The organism is Xenorhabdus santafensis, assembly GCF_033949405.1.
Lineage (GTDB): Bacteria > Pseudomonadota > Gammaproteobacteria > Enterobacterales > Enterobacteriaceae > Xenorhabdus > Xenorhabdus santafensis.
Genome location: NZ_VCDN01000063.1, coordinates 1 through 20,936, shown reverse-complemented (window position 1 = coordinate 20,936; position 20,936 = coordinate 1). Strand labels below are relative to the sequence as shown.

At 39.0% G+C, this 20,936-nt stretch carries 16 protein-coding genes; 9 read left to right on the top strand and 7 right to left on the bottom strand.

What is annotated here, in order from left to right:
* Positions 1–298: 298 nt before the first annotated feature.
* A complete protein-coding gene (locus FE392_RS15200; protein ID WP_319931064.1) occupies positions 299–1,120 on the top strand; it encodes a dioxygenase family protein in 822 nt (273 codons plus the stop codon).
* Positions 1,121–1,218: 98 nt separating this feature from the next.
* Positions 1,219–2,172, top strand: a complete 954-nt coding sequence (locus FE392_RS15195) for a carbon-nitrogen hydrolase family protein (protein WP_319931063.1) — start codon at positions 1,219–1,221, stop codon at positions 2,170–2,172.
* Between the two features lie 331 nt (positions 2,173–2,503).
* On the opposite strand, the gene FE392_RS15190 is transcribed toward FE392_RS15195, so the two are convergent.
* A complete protein-coding gene (locus FE392_RS15190; RefSeq protein ID WP_319931062.1) occupies positions 2,504–3,982 on the bottom strand; it encodes a flavin-containing monooxygenase in 1,479 nt (492 codons plus the stop codon).
* A gap of 380 nt (positions 3,983–4,362) precedes the next feature.
* Positions 4,363–5,271, bottom strand: a complete 909-nt coding sequence (locus FE392_RS15185; protein ID WP_319931061.1) for an arginase family protein — start codon at positions 5,269–5,271, stop codon at positions 4,363–4,365.
* A 490-nt stretch (positions 5,272–5,761) separates the two neighbouring features.
* On the opposite strand from FE392_RS15185, the gene FE392_RS15180 reads away from it, so the two are divergent.
* Both FE392_RS15180 and FE392_RS15175 read left to right on the top strand, forming a co-directional pair.
* Entirely contained in the window at positions 5,762–6,778 is a 1,017-nt protein-coding gene (locus tag FE392_RS15180) for a tyrosine-type recombinase/integrase (RefSeq protein ID WP_439153494.1), read from the top strand.
* A 160-nt stretch (positions 6,779–6,938) separates the two neighbouring features.
* Entirely contained in the window at positions 6,939–7,817 is an 879-nt protein-coding gene (locus tag FE392_RS15175; RefSeq protein ID WP_319931060.1) for a DMT family transporter, read from the top strand.
* A 104-nt stretch (positions 7,818–7,921) separates the two neighbouring features.
* On the opposite strand, the gene uspE is transcribed toward FE392_RS15175, so the two are convergent.
* A complete protein-coding gene (gene uspE, locus FE392_RS15170) occupies positions 7,922–8,866 on the bottom strand; it encodes a universal stress protein UspE (RefSeq protein WP_319931059.1) in 945 nt (314 codons plus the stop codon).
* Between the two features lie 128 nt (positions 8,867–8,994).
* Complete coding sequence (fnr, locus tag FE392_RS15165; protein ID WP_319931058.1) at positions 8,995–9,750, bottom strand: fumarate/nitrate reduction transcriptional regulator Fnr; 756 nt, start codon at positions 9,748–9,750, stop codon at positions 8,995–8,997.
* Between the two features lie 235 nt (positions 9,751–9,985).
* On the opposite strand from fnr, the gene FE392_RS15160 reads away from it, so the two are divergent.
* The 4 genes from FE392_RS15160 to FE392_RS15145 all read left to right on the top strand — a co-directional run bounded on the left by FE392_RS15160 (position 9,986) and on the right by FE392_RS15145 (position 16,782).
* On the top strand, positions 9,986–10,915 hold the full coding sequence (locus tag FE392_RS15160; protein ID WP_319931057.1) for a dimethyl sulfoxide reductase anchor subunit family protein: 930 nt from the start codon (positions 9,986–9,988) through the stop codon (positions 10,913–10,915).
* A gap of 994 nt (positions 10,916–11,909) precedes the next feature.
* Complete coding sequence (locus FE392_RS15155) at positions 11,910–12,794, top strand: radical SAM protein (RefSeq protein ID WP_319931056.1); 885 nt, start codon at positions 11,910–11,912, stop codon at positions 12,792–12,794.
* A 93-nt stretch (positions 12,795–12,887) separates the two neighbouring features.
* Positions 12,888–14,450: an adenosine deaminase family protein gene (locus FE392_RS15150; protein ID WP_319931055.1), complete on the top strand. Its 1,563-nt coding sequence runs from the start codon at positions 12,888–12,890 to the stop codon at positions 14,448–14,450.
* A 385-nt stretch (positions 14,451–14,835) separates the two neighbouring features.
* A complete protein-coding gene (locus FE392_RS15145; protein WP_319931054.1) occupies positions 14,836–16,782 on the top strand; it encodes a pyridoxal phosphate-dependent decarboxylase family protein in 1,947 nt (648 codons plus the stop codon).
* Positions 16,783–16,813: 31 nt separating this feature from the next.
* Here the strand turns inward: FE392_RS15145 and FE392_RS15140 are convergent, their stop codons facing one another.
* Positions 16,814–18,031, bottom strand: coding sequence for an MFS transporter (locus FE392_RS15140; RefSeq protein WP_319931053.1), 1,218 nt, complete (start codon positions 18,029–18,031; stop codon positions 16,814–16,816).
* A gap of 159 nt (positions 18,032–18,190) precedes the next feature.
* Here FE392_RS15140 and FE392_RS15135 point away from each other — a divergent pair, with 159 nt between their 5' ends.
* Positions 18,191–18,940: a class I SAM-dependent methyltransferase gene (locus FE392_RS15135; RefSeq protein WP_319931052.1), complete on the top strand. Its 750-nt coding sequence runs from the start codon at positions 18,191–18,193 to the stop codon at positions 18,938–18,940.
* A 104-nt stretch (positions 18,941–19,044) separates the two neighbouring features.
* On the opposite strand, the gene FE392_RS15130 is transcribed toward FE392_RS15135, so the two are convergent.
* Both FE392_RS15130 and FE392_RS21335 read right to left on the bottom strand, forming a co-directional pair.
* Positions 19,045–20,565 (bottom strand): trypsin-like serine peptidase, encoded by a 1,521-nt coding sequence (locus FE392_RS15130; protein WP_319931051.1) that lies wholly within the window; start codon positions 20,563–20,565, stop codon positions 19,045–19,047.
* A 217-nt stretch (positions 20,566–20,782) separates the two neighbouring features.
* On the bottom strand, positions 20,783–20,936 hold a 154-nt coding region (locus FE392_RS21335), incomplete at its 5' end, for an autotransporter outer membrane beta-barrel domain-containing protein (protein WP_369292875.1).

The window sequence follows — 20,936 nt, the reverse complement described above, 5'->3', positions numbered from 1 at the left end:
TACTTAAAATAGAAAATTAAAACCCAGTAGTATTGCGTTATATGTGCTATTTAATAATTTTTATTCTGAAAGATTCAAATAACGCAGAATCGCCTTCCTGACGACCAAATGTCTAGCTTTTGAAATCTTTTTTGTCGAGATAGTTCACTGTTTTTTTATTACTTACGTTATAAATATTGATTGTCATATGGTTAGATATCAGTGTCATATTTCAAACGCGAACGGTTACACTTGCCGAATATTAAAATTAGTACATACAGTATATTATTTTACTGCATATTATATAAGGAACTGTTCTATGAAAAATGAAAGAAGGCGTTTTCTGAAACAGGCAAGTGTTACTGGCGCAATGTTTTCATTATTACCTTTGGTGCCGACTGGAGCTATTGCTTCTACATCGAGTCAACCAAATAAAAAGAGTGGTTTTGATATAGGCGTTTGTGAAATGGCTCCGGAGGAGATGTCAGGGCCATATTTTATTAATAATAAATTACTGAGAAGAAATATAACCGAAGAAGAGCCAGGAATACCTCTTTTATTAACAATGAAAATAATTGATTCTGTTACATGCAAGCCATTAAATGATGTTTTTATTGACATATGGCATTGTAATGCAATGGGAAAATACTCAGGCTGGAAATACATAAACCCAGATCTAGAGGCACCAACAGATGGGATAGGAACAATTTCAAGAACTGATGAAAGCACATTCCTTCGTGGGGCACAGAGAACAGACAAAGAAGGTATCGTCAGATTTACCACTATATTTCCAGGATTTTATGCTGGAAGGGCTATACACATTCACGTATCTGCAAGGAAAGCTAATGTACAAAAAAGACAAGATGATAAATTTTATTTTGTAGGCCAACTCTATTTCCCTGAAAATATTTCTAAAAAAATCATGGCTAATGATATGTATTCTCCAAGGGAGATCAACAGACTTAAAAATGAAGATGATGGGGTCTTTTCTGGTGTTAAAAACGGAGCTGCAATTTTGTCAATAAAACAAATAGGTGAGAATGTATTGGATGGATTACATGGGGAAATAGTGTTGTCTATTAATAAAAATCATGTATCCGATAAAATAACGCCTGATGATTTGGCTAAATACACTGCGTAGGCAAATGGGAGAATTTCCGTGCATTGAGTGACTTTTCACCTAATTATTCAGGCAGTTGCTCGCTATTAATGATTTTTGTATCAAGGAAACAATCTATTATGACGATACAAACATTTCGGGTCGCGGCAGTTCAAGCCGCGCCTATCTTTCTCGATATAAATGCAACTATCGAAAAAACCATTTCCCTGATAGCGTCAGCTGCCAATCATGGCGCTAAATTGATTGCATTTCCTGAAACCTGGATCCCCGGTTATCCGTGGTTCATATGGCTGGATTCCCCTTTGTGGGGCATGCAATTTATCAAACAATACCATGACAATTCACTGGTTATTAATAGCCAACAATATCAAAGAATTGAGCGCGCCGCCGCTGACAATAATATCATGGTCGTGCTTGGTTTCAGTGAAAAAGACCACGGCAGCCTTTATATCTCCCAGTCTATTATTGATCAGACTGGTAAGACGTTGTTGACCCGAAGAAAACTGAAACCAACTCATGTTGAAAGAGCACTTTTTGGCGAAGGTGATGGCAGCAGTTTAAATGTGATAGAAACGGATCTTGGTAAAGTTGGTGCGTTAAATTGTTGGGAACATCTCCAGCCTCTATCCAAATACGCCATGTTTGCTCAAAATGAACAGATACATATTGGTTCTTGGCCTAGTTTTTCTGTATATAAAGGACGTGTTCACGCTTTATCCGGTGAAATGAATACAGCGGTCAGCAACGTATATGCATTAGAAGGCCAGTGTTTTTTTGTCGGGGCCTGTGGTCTGGTTTCACAAGAAATGATTGATTTGATGTGCCAAACCGAAGTGCACCGATCTTTGCTTGAAAAAGGCGGAGGTTATGCTTGTATTTACGGCCCGGATGGCAAACAGCTTGCAAAGCCTCTGCCTCCCGATGAAGAAGGGCTGCTATATGCAAATATCGATTTAAGTGATATTACATTGGCAAAAGCGGTTGCAGATCCTGTTGGGCATTATTCTCGGCCTGATGTTACTTGCCTGCTTTTAGATAAAACCCGGCGTCCGCCGATGATTATCAAAGATTAGGGCATAGCAGAAGAGATAATACTTGCTGGTTTATTGCCATAATTCCCCAAAAATCAATAAAAATAGGGGCATATACCTGAGATGTATAGTTGCCTTTCAAACTAATAAGCTTGTGCCCCATCACTATGAACAAATAATATAGCCGGAACGATCAAATTTGGGTGGTTTACGTACAGTAATTACAGCGGCATGATAATCTTCCCGTTGACGTCGGTAAGAAACATCTTGTCGAAGTATCCCCCTGAGCCCCCAAACCTCCAGCAATCAAAAACGAAGGTATCAATTCCGGCTTCACTTAAGGGCTTAGCAAATAAAACACGTGGAGCAATTTTTAAAGAGTCTGTTTATCTGAAGATTTAATTGTACTGAAAATTAATTCATTATCAGTCACCGGGCCATAGCGTAACCTTTCTAGATCATGTTCATAAGCTTGTTGAATAGTCCAAGGTTCTTCTGTTCCGGCTTGGGGAAATTGAACAAGTCCTCGTTGCATATACCCCGAGCTTAGAGCAGTGAAAGGAACACGTTTCATATACTTTTTCCGAATAATGGGTTCAAACTTGCTGTAACCCAGCTTATCCATATGATCCAGTATCCGGCAAAAATGCTCCCAGACTAAATCAACCTTTAAAGTCCACGAGTTATTGGTATAACCCAAAGCAAAAGCCAAATTAGGTACATCTGAAAGCATCATTGATTTAAATATTGTTGTATCAGGAAAGTGAATAGGGCGCTCATCCACTGATAATTCGATTTGGCTAAAGGCGAGCATATTAAGCCCGGTTGCGGTTACAATAATATCTGCGTCTAATACCTTGCCTGATTCTAATAAAATACCTTTTTCAGTAAATTGTCGGATACGATCAGTGACAACGGATGCCTGGCCTGCCGAAATAGCCTTGAATATATCGCCATCGGGCACTATACATAAACGTTCATCCCATGGGTTATAACGAGGCGTAAAATGGGTCTCAACATCAAAATTTTTTGGAAGTCTCCGGCGTACACCTGCAATCAGCAGTTTTCGCATGATTTTGGGGAAACGGCGACAGGCCTTATATAACCCCCGATTAAATAAAATATTTTTTTTACGAATAATTGGATAAGCACGTTGATATCCAAGAAGTTTATTCAGTAAACCTGCAGTGGAATCAATAGCAGGCACAGAAATCATATAGGTTGGTGAGCGTTGCAACATGGTGACATGTTTTGCTGTAGCTGCCATTGATGGAATCAGGGTGACGGCGGTTGCACCACTACCGATAACAACAACACGTTTATCTGTATAGTCTAAATCTTTCGGCCAATGTTGGGGATGGATGATTTTGCCGTTGAAATTTTCACTCCCTTCAAATTTCGGTGTGTATGCATGCTTATAATCGTAATAGCCTGTATTAAGTAGTAAAAAACGCGCTTTAAATGTATATAGCGTCTCAGTGTCTACATGTTCAGCTGTAATCAACCACATTCCGTCTTTAGATGAAAAAGCCGCTTTAATCGCGCGATATCCCAAACGAATATGTTCATCAATGCCATTATCTTCAATTGTATCTTGTAGATAGCTATAAATGGTATCGGCATCGGCAATAGCTCTTTTATGTGTCCATGGTTTGAAACCAAAACCAAAAGAGGGCATATCAGAATCAGAACGAATTCCCGGATAACGGAACTGGCTCCATGTCCCTCCAATGGTATTGCGCCCCTCTAACATGATGAATGAGGTATTGGGACGGTGCTTCTTTAAGTGGTAAGCTGCGCTAATTCCAGAAATGCCGGCCCCTATAACAACAACATCATAATGATTGTTCATGTTAAACACTCTCCACGATTTCGGCATGCGGCGTAACAACATGCTCTAAAGCTGAATAAAAGTTGTTTTAAATCATATGCATAATTGGTTTGTGGTTTTTAGACTGAATGCAAAACAGCTGAGCTACGATATTAATAATTTATTAATGACATTCAGTCAATGACGTTGTGTCATTGATGTTTTCTTTTTTTGGAAAGGGATTCAAATAAGCTAAGACTTTCAAATTTTGTTTTGATTAAGGAAAAAGTGAGAGGATAGTTTCCCACATGGCCAATTTTTCGTAGAAGCTAAGGGATTGAATATGTCGCCGTTGGAATGTTTCATCCTACCATTATGATAGAAGGGGGATTTGCACTAACCTTATTGCATGAAATAATGAGTTAATTACGGAATAGAAACATTCCTTCCAGAATCTCAACAATCAGCTCTGCATAACAGCCATCGGGGTCTAGATCAGGATCGAAAACAGAAACTGTCATGCCGCAGCATAATGGGTTGTTGAGTAATTTAGCACCAATATCTTTTAGCCAACTAGGTTCAATCCCCGGGCTACCGGGTGAATCAACTGCTGGCATGACAGTTTGGTCTAGGACGTCAACGTCGAGATGTATCCAAAAACGCCATGTTGGTTGAACAGCTAACATTTGTTCGATTTTGTTAATGATCCCTTTTTCACCTATCGAGTTTGCCGTAAAAACATCAATTAGTGAAATAGCGGTTTGGCTAATATCAGGCCAAGCAAAATCAGCATCTTGATTCTCGCGTTCGCCTAGTTGGAGTGCCTGTTGTTCTGGCACTAATGGACTTTCTATATCCGGCCAATCTGTTAGTAATGCCTCACCACGGCCTGTTGCCAAAGCTAAATCCATTCCCGCTACCGCGCCTAACATCTGTTGTGTATCGTAATTACCTGGGTGGCGATAATCACTGTGCCCATCAATATGGATAAGTGATATTGGACCAATTCGACGAGAACCCGCCAATGCGCCTAATAAAATTGAGCAGTCCCCGCCAATAATGAGCGGAAAGTCGCCATGTTTTTGTACCTTAGCTACTGTCGCCGCCAACTGTAGATTAAAATCACGAATACCATAACCATTACGTATACGCGTACCCATTTGCGGCTCAATTAAATAATTTGGCTTTAGCAATTCGCTCACCGCATTTGCTTGCAATCTTTCAGCTAACCCATGTTCCATCAGTACTTGTGGAGCCCGCCATGTTCCCGGTATATGTCCCTCCCATAAAGGGCTTAATCCAAGATTCGTCGGCGCAAGAATGATATGCATAGTGAGAGCTCCAAATCATAAGTGAATAAATTAACTTGGGAGCATAGGCGGAACAACATGAAGAGTAAACATAACAATTAAGACATTTTAACCAGAGCAGACCAAAATTACCTTATGGTTTTTGAATGTAGCTTTGATCTGTAGTAACGAATTGAAGCAAAAAAATAACCTGAACCAGATTTAGCCTTACAGACATTTATGTCATTGATGGGTAACTCCTTGTTTCTATTTAATCTCTTATGGATAAACTTTGTTGTTCTCACAAATTTATACCTCATTGTTTTTTAAACATTATTTTCTCTACTTATTAAAAGATACATTTGAAAAAGTAAGGTTAACGAAATAAAATGGTGTGAGTAAACACTCTCACTTTTTACAGAGAGCAATCATTTAAGTGCTTTAAATTTGAGTTAAAAATAGGCAATGTGGGTATCGTCTATCGGTGAGATATGTTTTCGGGGAGTTGTAGACATTGAAGTCAGGAGGCAAAGTGAACCACCACAACCAAAATAACAATAATCACGAAAATGATAACGAGAAAAAATCACTGATCGTTTCTCCGAAGCATCGGCAAAAAACGGGCGAGTTGATGTCTTTGTCCACGCCGGGAAAACAAATATATGACAATCCGGCAGTTGCTTATCTGGTGAGCCTTGGCTCAAAACGTAGCCGCCAGACCATGAAATCGTTTTTGAATATCGTGGCAAAGATGCTCGGGTATCAAAATTTACAAGTGTGTATTTGGGGAGCTATACGTCGCCACCATATCCAAGCGGTTATGGAAATGCTTGCAGATTCAGGAAAAGCACCGGCGACAATCAACACTTATCTTTCTGCATTGAAAGGTGTTGCGTTGGAAGCATGGACAATGAAACAACTCGATACCGACAACTTTCAACATATCAAACAAGTCCGTTCTGTCAGAGGAAACCGTTTACCAAAAGGCAGGGCGCTCGAACGTTATGAAATAAAAACCTTATTTTTTACCTGTGAAAATGATGTCAGTACAAAAGGCGTGCGAGACGCCGCTATCATTGGTGTACTTCTCGGCTGTGGATTGCGGCGAGCGGAAATTGTCGCTTTGGATATGAAGCATATTATTCGCCGCGAACAAGCATTAAGAGTTATGGGGAAAGGTAATAAAGAGCGTTTGTCTTATATGCCGGAAGGAACTTGGGAACGATTGAACCGTTGGATAGATGAAGTGCGCGGTGATCATGCCGGTCCACTGTTTACTCGTATTCGCCGTCATGATGATGTTACAGATAATCGCCTGACAGATCAGGCGATTTATCATATTCTTGAAATTCGCAGAATAGAGAGTGAGCTGGAAAAATTTGCTCCGCATGATTTGCGTCGAACATTTGCATCAGCCATGCTGGACAATGGTGAAGATATTGTGACCGTTAAAGATGCAATGGGCCATTCCAGTATCATCACCACACAAAAATATGACCGCCGTGGGGATGAACGTCTGAAGAATGCAGCTAGGAATTTAGATTTTTGATAAAACAGGAAATTAATATCGGGCCATAAAATTATTAAGTTACAGCATGAACTATAAACTAGCTCGTGAGGAATTGGATTTTCCAGTTGGTTTATTAGTCGTTTATTTATTGAGCTATAAGCTGTTTAATTTACAACAACAATAACAGGCATACTTGGTTATGAACTCAAAAATATTTTGGAGTACATACGGCTCAACAACACTTTTCGTTTTATTATGGAGTAGTGGTGCCATCTTTTCTCGATGGGGGCTTGATCATAGTTCTGCTTTCGCTATTTTGACTGTGCGTTTTAGTATTGCATTTCTATGTTTGTCCTTACTCTGCATATTTAGAAAACGTTATCTCCCTGCGCCGGGAAATATCAAAAAAGTTGCCGGCATTGGTTTATTGATCATTGGTGGGTATTCCATTTTTTATTTTCTTGCATTAGAACATGGAATAACTCCCGGTATCTTAGCAACAATTATGGGGATCCAACCCATCATTACACTTTGGGTAATGGAAAGGCGGTTTTCGGCCCGCCGTTTAATAGGGTTATTATTAGCTTTAATGGGATTAATACTCGTTGTATTTCAAGGGTTGGTACTAACGAAATTTTCCTTTACCGGAACTTTTTTTGCTTTAGCGGCACTCGGTTGCATGAGCATAGGTGCTATTTTTCAAAAACAAATTAAACAATCTCCTTCTGAAGTCCTCCCTTTACAATATGGTGTTAGCTTGCTGGCATGCTTATTATTTATTCCATTTAAACCGTTTCATATTGAACCTGTTGTTGGCTTTTTTATTCCTGCATTATGGTTGGGATTAGTGATTTCTGTCGTGGCCCAATTACTGCTTTATAGACTGATAAGTGCAGGGAATTTGGTTAATGTCACCAGCTTGTTTTATCTGGTTCCGGGCGTAACCGCAATTATGGATTATTTATTCTTGGGTAACAGCTTATCAAGATTAAGTATTGTTGGCATGTTTGCAATTATATTGGGTTTAGCGATTATTTTCCGTGAAAAAGGGAAAGTTAAAATTGAGAATTTAAAATAAGCCAAAAAGTAAAATAATGGATATACAAGATTGCCCGAACTAACCTCGGGCAATCAAATTATCAGTCATCACCATCGTTATCATTTCATCGTGTATTGAATTTATTACTCTTCATTTAAATGGATAGGGCAGATGAACCCATCAGGTTTGATTGCCAAAAGATCACACTTTAGCCGATCAATAACATGTTCGGCAGTATTGCCAAGAAATGCAGCGGATAATCCAGTCCGGCCAAGAATACCCAGAACTACGACCCCAGTATTTAATTCATCACATGTTTCAGGGATAACTTTTTCCGGTACCCCTTCATGAACATGAGTCTGTTTCTCATCAATACCAAACTTTTGCCGTAATTCTTTCATGGCAATCAAATGTTGACCCCGCAATGCTTGGTTATACACATTTGGATCGAAATCAGGCAGTTCAGTTGCAATGTTTAAAGGCGCTACTGGGTAAGCGCTGACAAGATGAATTAGTGGTTCTTTAACAATTCGGTTGGCAATTTCTTGTGTTTCACGTACTAACTTCAAATTAAGTTCGTGATGATAAGGTTCTTCATTAGACAAGTTAACGGCAACAACAGCGGAGCCGTTTTCAGGCCATATTTGATCTTTTACCATCCAGACAGGGCAAGGACATTTGCGTAACAGATGCCAGTCAAGGGGAGTAAAAATTATTGATTCTAATCGGGAATGCTGATGTGCCATTTTTAATAGCAAGTCATGCTCACCAGCGATAACTTCCTGAATGATGGCTTCATAAGGACGATTATGCCAGACCACTTTAATTTCAATATCAATGCCTGATTCAAGATAATAGTGGGCTTGTTGTTTTATCCAAGCCACTCTTTGACCAATCACTCCCTTACGCATAGCATTTCTTTCTTCTGGAGAGAGCAACGTGGTCATCTCATATGAAAGATCGTAAATAGGTAAGAATGCTTTTATCCTGCCACCATTGCGTTGCACAATATAAACTGCACGCCTTAGGGCGGGTTGATCATCCTGATTAGGGTCAATTGCAACTAAGAGATTTTGATAGTTAGCCATATTGAGTTCCTCACAGAGTTTGTGATACCTCTTTCATACAGAAGATAAACCAATATAGATAACTATAACAGGGTAAGGAGAAGCCAGATCGGTAAAATATAGTGATCTGGCTTAAAATTTAGATAATGTCAGGAAACGTTGGCAGGACTTTTACCGGCTAATTCAGTTAATTTGGCCATATCTTCGACCCCGATATATTTACCTTTTACTGCTAAAATGCCATTTTTCTGGAAACGACCAAGAAGGCGGCTGATGGTTTCAACCGTCAAACCGAGGTAGTTCCCGATGTCTCCGCGAGTCATGGTTAAACGGAATTCACGAGGCGAAAAACCCCGTTGCGCAAAACGGCGTGACAGATTGTAGATAAATGCCGCCAGTCTTTCTTCCGCATTTTTTTTAGACAGCAGCAAAATCATTTCTTGATCACCTTTGATTTCGCCACTCATCAAGCGCATCATTTGCTGGCGGAGATTAGGCATTTTACCAGAGAGATCATCCAACGTTTCAAATGGAATTTCACAAACCATTGAAGTTTCCAAGGCTTGAGCAAAACTTGGGTGTTCAGTATTAATGATGGCATCAAACCCAACCAAGTCACCCGCAAGATGGAAACCTGTAATCTGTTCATCACCTTCTTCAGTGATAGTATAACTTTTGATAGTTCCAGAACGGATTGCATAGAGTGACTTCAGAGCATCACCTGCCTTAAATAAAGTTTGGCCCTTCTGGATAGGCTTTTTGCGCTCAATGATATTATCAAGCTGATCGAGCTCATGTTCATTTAAGGTGAAAGGGATGCATAGTTGGCTGATGCTACAATCCTGACAATGAATTGCGCAACCACCAGATTGAATCCGACGAATGATACGTTTTTCCGGGATCATAGGGATGCTCATTAGAAGTGATTGATATGCGTAAATTTAACATATTTAGGTAGCTCTGATAAGAGCAAGATACTCGCATTAGTTACGGTATTTATCATCATCAACGAAAAAAAAGTGAAAATTTTTTTGGATTAGCGCGTAAATTGCGTAAAATTTTAACCTTTCGATATAACATATCAATCAAACTGAAATTGAATTAATAAAATATGGATATAATATGCATCGGTGATGTTGTTTGGTTGCAGATAAATGGACTAGAGTTGACATGAGTGAGTGGTTGTTAATTGCATTTACAATGATAGTACAAAGCTCTGTAGGGCTTGTATTGATGAGTGCACTTTTTATTTACTGGTTTAAGTATGAATTGAACACTTGGCGGAGTTCAATTGTTAATTTTGTACACAAAATCTTATTAAGAGCGTTATTGACAAGTGGGCTATTGGCTGGAATTGGGCTGATGGCTTCTGTTAATGTTCTGAGTTATCCATCAATCAGCGTTTATCAATCATTGCATAACGTCACGCAGGAATGGGTAAACATCGAAACAGCCTTTGCCGCAGCTTACTTTGGGATGGTTGTTTTATACACATCTTATGTAGCAATCAGCAAACAGATAAATGCGTATGCATTATTGGCCATTGGTGTTGTTGGGCTAATTGATCTCTATTATGTAACGATTATTTCCGTTAATAGTGCAATGAACACATGGGCAAACGTTAATACTTATTTTTTGTTCTATAGCGCAGTATTTACACTGGGGCCGGCGTTAGCTCTGTCATTTATTGGCTGCCCGCTTAAAAACTGCATTAAAGGGAAGTTGCCTGTCAAGCTAGTAACAACAGCGTTGTTTGTGGTTTTTATCAGTGTGACGACGAGGCTCATTGAACATCCTGCTTATATGGGATGGCTGGCAGAGGTTACCGCAATTGATACGAATGTTATTTTTCCACACCAAACTGGGCTTAATATCAAAAGTGCCTTTGGGTTAAGAATGCTTTCTTGGTGTCTGTACATTATTGCAATGACAATGTGGATCTATGCTTTGTGGAAGGGAAGAGATAACTTATTGATTAAAAATCATAGTGCTATTCTTGCCGGTACAGTCCTCATGTTTGTTGCTGAATTGGTTAACCAATATACTTTTTTCATTATGTGCAATGTTTGATTGGTGATTTCACCCCATAGTTAAATTATACCCAATGGATTTCGAGTTGCATCACGGCGGCAAAGGCTGGGCTCCGGTGAAAGGCAGGAGTCTTCCTGTCACTTCCGGGAGCATAGATAATCGAAAACGGTGATCGGGGTGAATGAACGCAGCCAACAGCAAGGCAACTTGAAAGACAAAGGGGATAAATCATGACTAATTTACGGCCCTTATACAATCATTTATTAATTAATAAAATATAGACTAAACATTCGCCACAAAACATCAACTAATTGATACATATAAATTTAATCTCATGGAGCTTGATTGTTTTTTCAAGCTTCTTTTAATTTATAAATACTGTATTATTCATTTCACTTTATGGAATAAATAACACAGCGTAAATTAACAAAATCAGACTAAACCCCAATCATAACAAGTAATAATGTAACATTGCTATTTCTTTAAAAGCAGAAAGCAAGTCATCACATTAATAAAATATTTCTAATTAACTTAAAAACATAAGATTAATTGGAATCATAAATAATAATAACTCCTACTTTTATAAATATGGAAATAATAATTACCGCTGTCATTTTGTGACGTAAATCACAAAATAAAGACAATAACGATGCGAATCAAAAATATTGATGATTAAATTTATAACCGGATAAAAACGACAAAACCCAAATAAAGACTTTCGACTTTCCGTTTCATTTAAAACGCTGGTGAGGTTATTTATGTCAATCACTGCCATGCTCATTCAAGTAAAATTTGGTGCTTATATTCTGAATAACTTATTTTTCCTACCACAATTACCGTTTAAGAAAGTTATTAGGGTATTAGCAATGGTTATCTTTCCAAATTAGATATAGATAAAATCCACCAATTATTCACTGCTCCAGTCAAAAAATATCAAAAAGTTCTGCAATTAGATCAGCCTCTTGCAAATCCTAAAATGTGTGGAGTTTCAGATATAGATCGCCATGTTGCACCATATTGAGAGAATGTCTAAATGAAAATTAGCGAAGTAGTAGAATCACCAAATGGTTCCAAGAAATATTTGCTATCGGCAAATGATTTAGATTTAAGAAAAAGTGTTGAATCGACTTACTTTTTACATACAAATCAACATGTACCTTATCTTTGTATATCTAGCCAATATGGTTGTGCTGTAGGGTGTGTGTTCTGCGAAACAGGAAGACAACAACCATTAGGAAATATGACGACAGAACAAATAGTTCAGCAAGTTGTATTATGCCGTGAGCACTTATCACATTCAGGCGCCTTAGAGGATAGCCAAAATCTCAATACGATACTATTTGCTGGAATGGGGGAACCCATGCTTAATTTAAAAGAAATTAGTGGAGCAATATCAGAATTTAGAAGGCAAGCTTTAACAGAGAGGGTGACATTAACAACGGTTGGCATTCGTCACTCCGGAGATAAGCTATATGATATTCCGCTTGATACTGTTTCTATTTCTCTCCATGCAACGACCGATGAATTGCGTGATATGTTAATTCCATCTAAAGCAAAATTTGGCGTCACAGATCTTCTTGAACATTTTTCGACATATCATAACCATACGGGGACTCCTATCATTGTTAATTATTTAATGTTGGATGGAATTAATGATTCAAGTGAAGATTTAGCACGCTTAAAAGATCTGGTAGATAAAAATATATTCACTATCAAACTTAAATACTTAAATGAAGTGAGTGACATAAATGGAATAACGTTAAATCCATCAAAAAATATGTCTTTTTTCTATAATGAACTGACTAAAGAAGGTTTTAAATGCATATTAGATATCAGCGATGGCACTGAGATTCTGGGTGGATGTGGGCAATTAAAATCTCAGGTCAGGGATATTCGAGGTAAATATAAAATCATATAACATCTAATTGGTTTGGAGTTTTTTAATTCCAAACCAATCACATTATTTCGTTTATAACGGGGTTGCACTGAATCAAGAACAGGGAAAAAGGTTATGAATGTCATACCTCTTGTCATTATTTTATTGATGTTATTTCCTTGTAGGGCCAATGATGATGATGTCAATACTGCTTTAGCTAAGGAGCATGAAACAGCGACTGTACACTTTTTTAATCATCTAATTAAAACCAATGATCCGGATATTGCAGAGTTAACGATGGCATTGAAAATGATGCCCAAAGGCGGGGATATCCATATTCACTATTCTGGTGCAATCTATGCAGAGACTTACCTTGACTGGGTTGGTAATAAGAAATACTGCATTTATGATAGATCTGACCCAAAACTTAACATCGAAATTTTTCAAATAGAAACACGCAGAAAAAATCAGATTCCACAAGAGAATCGGCCATTTTGTCTCGATAAATATGCGGTTATCGCAAATAATGCCTTCTACCGAAAATTGTTAGCGGCGTGGTCAAACAAAGACTTCTATAGCCATTATCATACGCAAAAGGCGCCGGACCAACAGTTTTTTGACACCTTTAATTATTTAAGGCCGTTATCACAACAAATTCTAATGGATGGGATCGCCCAATTAAAAAAACGCGCCAAATATGAAAATGTTCAGTATCTGGAAATAATGTTAAAAAAAGCACCTTCTTTTCAGTATCCAGATCTGGCTAAAGCGCTTGATGCGTTAGATCCGGATGCCGATGAAAATCGCGTTTTCGCAGCGCTGAAACCCTATGCGGACTTCATGGCCAAAGACTCACTAGTTGCGAAGGGGATTTATGATTATATCCAAACTGAAGAAGCAGCGATATCAGGGATGGACGATGATAAATTTCGTATTCGGCTCCAATCCTATGCCGTTCGTAATACGCCACGTGCTACCGTATTTTCAAGTTTATATTCGGCATTTTCGGCGGCACATGCCAGTAAAAAAATTGTCTGCGTGAATATTGTCGGCCCGGAAGATGGCTATATCGCAATGCGTGACTATAAGCTGTATATGCTGATGTTTCGCTATCTAAAAAGACTTTTCCCTGATGTTCACATATCTTTGCATGCAGGGGAATTGGTTAGCGGAATGATTCCACCAGAAGGTCTGGCAAATCATATTCGATATGCTGTAGATATCGCAGGGGCAAATCGAATCGGTCACGGAGTTGATGTTGCTATGGAAACGAACGCATTAACATTACTGCAAGCGCTGAGAGAAAAGGACATTCCTATTGAAATTAACCTAACGAGTAATGACTTTATTCTAGGCGTTAAAGGGAAAGCGCACCCAATAAAACTTTATCAACGCTATGGCGTGCCTTTTGTAATATCAAGTGATGATCCGGGGGTTTCTCGCAGTGACTTAACGCATGAATTTTTAATTTTTGCCATAAATTACAAGCCGTCATATACAGATATCAAAAAGATTGTATTTAATAGCATCCGATACTCTTTTCTGCCTCCAAAGGAGAAACTGGCAGAATTACAGGATCTGCAGTCTAGATTTTTAATTTACGAATCAGATATTGCAAAAATAGAAAAAACAGTACACAAAAGTGCACATACCCCAAGACATCAAGGCCACTTTGGCTGTTTGATGCGTTTGCCCTAAAGTCATTCCGGCTGCCCTAAAATAGAAGAGCTTTCTGAAAAAAAACAGCGCTATTTATAGTTCCATATTAAAAATTTCATGTCTGTTTATCATTGGATTTTCAGAATTGTTTGGGGTAACGCACAAATCCAACTCAACTTGTTAACTTATTATCAATTTTCTGATAATTATACGTTGTATCTATGTTTCATTTTGATGATGTTTTCTTTTACTAGGTTTAATTATTCACCAGTAAAAAAATTAATTATTTTTATTCATAGTGTTATAAAAATTAGTTCATCATCTCTGAAATAGTTACATCATTAGTACAACAACAGAAAATAAATTATTAAAAGCTTCATGAAATTATTGAAGATACAAAAAATAAGTTAAAAGGTTGGGGATTATGAGCAGATCATTTCAGAATTTGAATATCGATGCATTGTTTCTAGGCCCGAAATCAGAAAATGCTGTTTTTTTTAGGGAAATGATGGATTATGCCGTCAGTGAACATATGCACTGGCGTTCTGGGTTTCATCCTGGTGATTCTGCGTTGATTACATCCGTAGATCGCCATGAGCATAACTACAGAGAAACACTGTATCGGACAGAAGGGATCTTAAACCAGCTATCAGCAAAACTGAAAAACACGTCAATTCCTTTTTTTTCTCCCCGCTACCTTGGGCACATTAACAGCGATACTTTGATGGTTTCTAATCTAGCCTACGTTATGGCTATGATGTACAACCCAAATAATTGTAGTTACGAAGCCTCACCTACAACTACCGAATTGGAACTCGAATGTGGGTTGGATCTTTGCCGGATGTTTGGCTATGACACGAAGAAAGCATGGGGGCACATCACATCCGGCGGAACGGTCGCTAACTACGAAGGGATGTGGGTTGCCCGAAATTTAAAAACATTACCTTTTGCAATATCTCAGCATCCGCAAGTAAAACACCTGATCAGCCATAAATTACCCGAGCAGTTGAGAAATATGCCAACTGCTGAAATTCTAGATCTAATCAGTGCATTGCAAGAACATGGTGTTTTTGAAGAGATACGTGACATGACATGCCGCGGCACTGGAGTAAGACCCGAAATATTGGGCAAGCTGCTGGTTCCGCAGTCTAAACATTACTCTTGGATGAAAGCGGCTGATATTTTCGGCATTGGCCAAGACAATATTGTTTCATTGCCTGTAAATGAACACTATCAGACTGATGTTGAACACATGCGGAGTGTGACCTTTGATTTAATTGAAAAAGGTGAGTCAATTTTAGCAATGGTTGCCGTTGTTGGAACAACCGAAGTTGGGGCGATAGATCAAATTGATGAAGTTGTCGCATTAAGGAAAGAGTGCGAAGAACGTTACGGACAGTCATTCTACATTCATGTTGATGCCGCTTATGCAGGATATGCTTGTAGTATGCTGCTGGACGAACAAGGTGAGTTTGTCGAATACCATGATTTAGCCAATTATCATTACGCTGCGGGGGTAATGCCGGAAAATATCAGTTGGCCAAAACCTGAAACGTACAATAGCTTCAAAGCAATGAAAGAAGTTGATTCAATTACCATCGATCCTCACAAAGTTGGCTTTATCCAATATGCTGCTGGTGCCATCTGCATGAAAGATAAACGTATTCTCGATTTAATTTCATCCAAGGCGGCTTATGTATTTGAAAATTTCGACAGTCATGAGTCCACATTTAATAAAAGCATATTAGGTTCATCTATTATGGAAGGTTCAAAGGCTGGAGCAACGGCAGCGGCACTTTGGGCGGCCCATCGTTTATTGCCGTTAAATGTGAATGGGTATGGAAAAGTCATTGCTGCCGGAATTGTTACAGCCCAAAGATTATTGGATAAGTTAGGCAATCTGCCACCGATAGAAGTAGGCAAGCATCGGTTTGAAGTGCACACCATGCCATCTCCCGACTTCCATATGATTAATTTCACATTCAAAGAGGTAGGCAATAATAGCCTGAATAATCATAACGAGCTTAACAAACGGCTTTATGAGCTTTGCTCCTATTCGACAGGCCGTGCATATACCAACGATTTTATTACCTCATCAACGATCTTGGATTATAAAGAATATGGCGATACGCCATGGCTCTATGCTGAAAACTGTGGGTTCAGCCGCAATGAATGGGAAAAAGTTCATCGCATTTATGTATTACGTGCAGCAGTAATGACATATAGCTTGCGTAATGAAGAACATTTCGAAGAGTTTTGGCAACAACTTCAGGCTATCTTTGTGAAAAAACTAAACCAATTAGTAGACGAAGAAGAAAAGAAAGCGCGATTTGTATCAAATCTTTATGTCCCATTCATTGAATTAACTTAGTCTTAGTGAGCTTGGGTATTTCCCAAGCTCTTTATTTTGTTACGTTGTCACTTATGGCATCTTTGCATATCAACCCAATTCCGATGATGAAACAGATTGCGGGTATGATAACCGCAATTGCAACGCTATATTGTGTCAGCAGCAGGGTGTAAATGGGGAGAAGGAACAGAATTGTCAGGTTATTCAAACTTTCTGAAACGGCCAATACCTGGCCTTTATCGTGTTTTGCCCGGTTTGCCAAAATGGATGTGCTAATTGGTGCAGCAATACCAAGCGAACTTCCCCACAACGTTAAGCAACCGAGGCTGAAAAAGAGTGATATGGGCATTAGCATGAATACTGTGCTGATAATGAACATGAACACTATTGCCAATAACAGTATCCGTTCATCCTTAATATCAAAATATCTCACGAAGCGAGTGGCAAAATTTCCAAGACCAAGCCCGATCCCAAAGACAGAAACGGAAATCCCAATCTCTCCCGTTGTCAGATCATAATATCGTCTCAGCACTTCACCGGATAAGATAAATGAGGTTACCGCAGTACCATTCCAGAGTCCTTTAGCAATAAGGGGGCGAACTAAAATTCCTTGTCGCATCCATTGAAAAGCCAAGGCGGGGTATTTATTCCGAGTGTTATTTTGAACCGGAATTGAAATGGCATTTCTACTCAATAAATAGAGTAAAAAATATCCTATTGCACTTATCCAGAATGGCAACCGCCAATTAAATAACTCTGTTAATACGCCCGCAAATATAGGGCCACCAACTATTCCTGCCGTCATCCCCAACATAACGACTCCCATTGCAGGCGCTTGTTTGTGAGGCGGAAAAATATCCGCAATAAGCGAAAAAATGAGTGGTACTAAAGCGGCGGAAGCAATACCACCAAATACACGTAATCCAATAGCGATTGCCAAATTGGGGGCAATAGTCAGCGCCAATCCATCAAACGAAAGAAATAGCAAAGATACCAAGAACAATTTATGTCGATTTATCCTATCAGACAGCCAACCCAAAATAGGCGCAGCCAATGCATACGCCAAGGCATAACCCGATATCAACCAAGCTGCTTTTTCCATTGTGGTATTAAATGCTTCAGTTAATGGTTTTAACATCGGAGATAACATAAATTCTGTCGCGCCAATAAAAAACACGATAAATGAAAAAACAGGCAGAATGATTGGTGAAATGGTTTTACATGAAGGATTATTTGTCAGTATTTGGGGTAACTTAGCCCGTGTCGGCATAGTAAGGCCTCCTCTAAAGAAATAGGATAAATCAGAGAAATTGGATTGGTGGTGGATAATTAGGCAATCGTGTTAATATTGCTCAGTCATGCTGAAATAATATTTAGCTTGCAACAAATGCTGGAGAGGGGATTTAAGTAATGTTAAGGGTGATTAGACATGATTATTGACAGGCTCTATCAAGATAGTAATTTAGCTCAATTTTATGATTTTGACAACGACGAGTGGGCACCGAGTTATGACTATTACCTAGAACTTGCCAGCAAAGCTCATTCTATTTTAGATATCGGCTGTGGCACAGGTAAGTTAACAAATCAAATTGCCCTGACTTATCCCGATAAAATGATATTCGGTAATGATATTGCGGGTTCCATGCTGGACATTGCCAAATCAAAACCAGCAGGAAAACAAATTACGTGGATAAAATCTGATGCTAAAAATCTATCATTATCCCAAAAATTCGACTTAATCATTTTATCCGGCCATGCATTTCAGGTGTTTTTAACCCATCAAGAACGAGTCGCTGTACTTAAATGTATTTACCAACATTTGACAGAAGGGGGGTTGTGCATTTTTGACAGCCGTAACCCTTTAACCAAAGAATGGCTGACTTGGACAGAAAAGGATTCTCAACGTGAATTTTCTCACCCAACTTTAGGCCCGGTATTGGCATGGAATGATTTTCGCATAAACAATAATGCCGTTACTTATGGGACTTACTACCAGACCTTAAACGATAAACAGGTATATCAGGCCTTTTCAACCATTGCGTTTCCTGATTTTACTGACATTCAGCACGCGATCGCTGAAGCAAACTTAATTGCAACGAATGTGTTGGGCAGCTGGCAAGGGGATGTTTACCACGAACGAGCGGAAGAAATGATCTTTATTGTCAGGAAAAATAAGTGAAGAAGTTTATTGCATTGCCGGTAGCAAAAAAAGCGGGTTAGTGTTTTCAACTAACCCGTTTCTTAAAATTTAATTAACAATTATAAAAGTAATTGGATAAGTAATTATTTAATTTCATGAATGTCAACGGGCCCTGCATTCCGTGCCATATCTTCACCGTATGTGCACATGCGCCACGGAGCTTTAGATTTTTCTAACGTGATTGGTCTCCAGAATGGGCTGTAACCGTCTTTATCATCACAATTAGTCTCTGCTTTTGGGCCATATTTAACATACGCGGCTGTTAACTCATAAGGCGCAGAAGCCACCGTGATAAACCACTTATCGCCACCATAATCTTTTATGTTCAAAGTAGGTTTAATGGTAGGTGGTGTATTATCAATTTCCCGCAGTACTACGGAAGCGTCTTTTGTGTTTTGCCATTGGCCGGCTTTATTCTGGTGAATAACACAGAGCTTGTAGATCCCATCTTTCTTAGGAAGAAGCATGTCCAGCAGTGGATTTTGGTCAACAGGAGTGGAAGCACTATATCCAGCCTCAGCCGCACAATTTACATCATTAATCTTCCCAGTTTTATAGCGAATATTTTTGGCATCAGCATCTTCTTTGATAATGATATCCCATTTTGCTTTTTCGCCATTCATTGGATCGACACTTTGAGATATCCAAGATGACCAAGGATTACTTCTCTCCACGATGTTACCGCTATTATTCTGGAGCTTGGACAGATCTAGCTTGCTATCTTTGGTGAGTGCGTTAGCGATGTTGTCGACAGGAATGAAATAACTGGCACCTTCTTCCGGCACTCCCTTATTGTCTTCAATAATACAAGGTCTGCTGGAACCACATCCGGTCATTCCCGGTGTTGTTGTCGTATTGAGAACACCAATAACGTTTGTCTTGTCTTTCTCAAAGACTGGTGAACCAGACGTTCCGCCGACAACACCTGCACAATTCACTGAGAAGACGGGTGACCAGATCCACGGTGCTCCCCCTTCATATAACACAGGTGATTTCCCGGTGATATTACACTCAGATTTTCTGAGATAAGCGTAGTTGTAATCAACATTATCAACAGGAATATGCGTCAATACGATGGGTTGATTTTTCATATCAAGGTTTTTCGTCAGCTTCATAGGGTGATAGCCTTTTTTAGCTAAATCGCCATAAGTCGCATCCAATTGTAAAACCGCGATATCTTCTTTTTTCATCGTTGAATATAGAACCCGGCTGACTTTTATCGGGCTAAGATTATCTTTTTTATCGATGAAATAATCCGGAGTATATTCCCAATGTGAGCCTGCCGGCTGATCAACTATCACATCATTTGTTCCAACATTGCTGTCAACGCAGTGGCCTGCTGTCAGAATCAATGCGGGTGTATTGCTATCTGGCGTATTTTCACCAGAAATCAAGGTTGCAGTACAATGTGAGTAGCCCATAAACTTGCCGACAGTTCTGTATTTCTCAGCACCAGGGTCGGTTGATTTCATCAATGGAGCACCATTATCATTTGCTGTGACGAAAGGCACGGTCGGATTAGCTTCTGTATTATTTAGAACCAAAGCGTTTGAACCTGCCGAAACAGATAGCAAACTGATTAATAGGGCTTTACGATAAGTCATAATTTTTCTCCTTTGTATGTTTCAATGACTTGAATCCATTATCATATTTAATCATTACTTATGACTACCGAGGTGATTTGTATTATCGCCTGTACATAGAACCCGACACTGATAAAAATGAAAACTCACTGCCAATGTTTATCAGCAGTGAGTTTTATCGTAGAAAAGAGAGATAATTTTTACTGTCAATTTCTTACGTATTTCTATTTATGACTTATCAGAACCGCCAATTAACATTCAGGAATACGCCGTTATCTTTATGGCTGGTTGATAACACACCGTTATATCCCAGAGAGAGTTGGGTGTTCTCATTGAGATTTAATTCAGTGCCTGCTTTGACGACAGCAGCATCGCGTGAGGCTGCAACACTA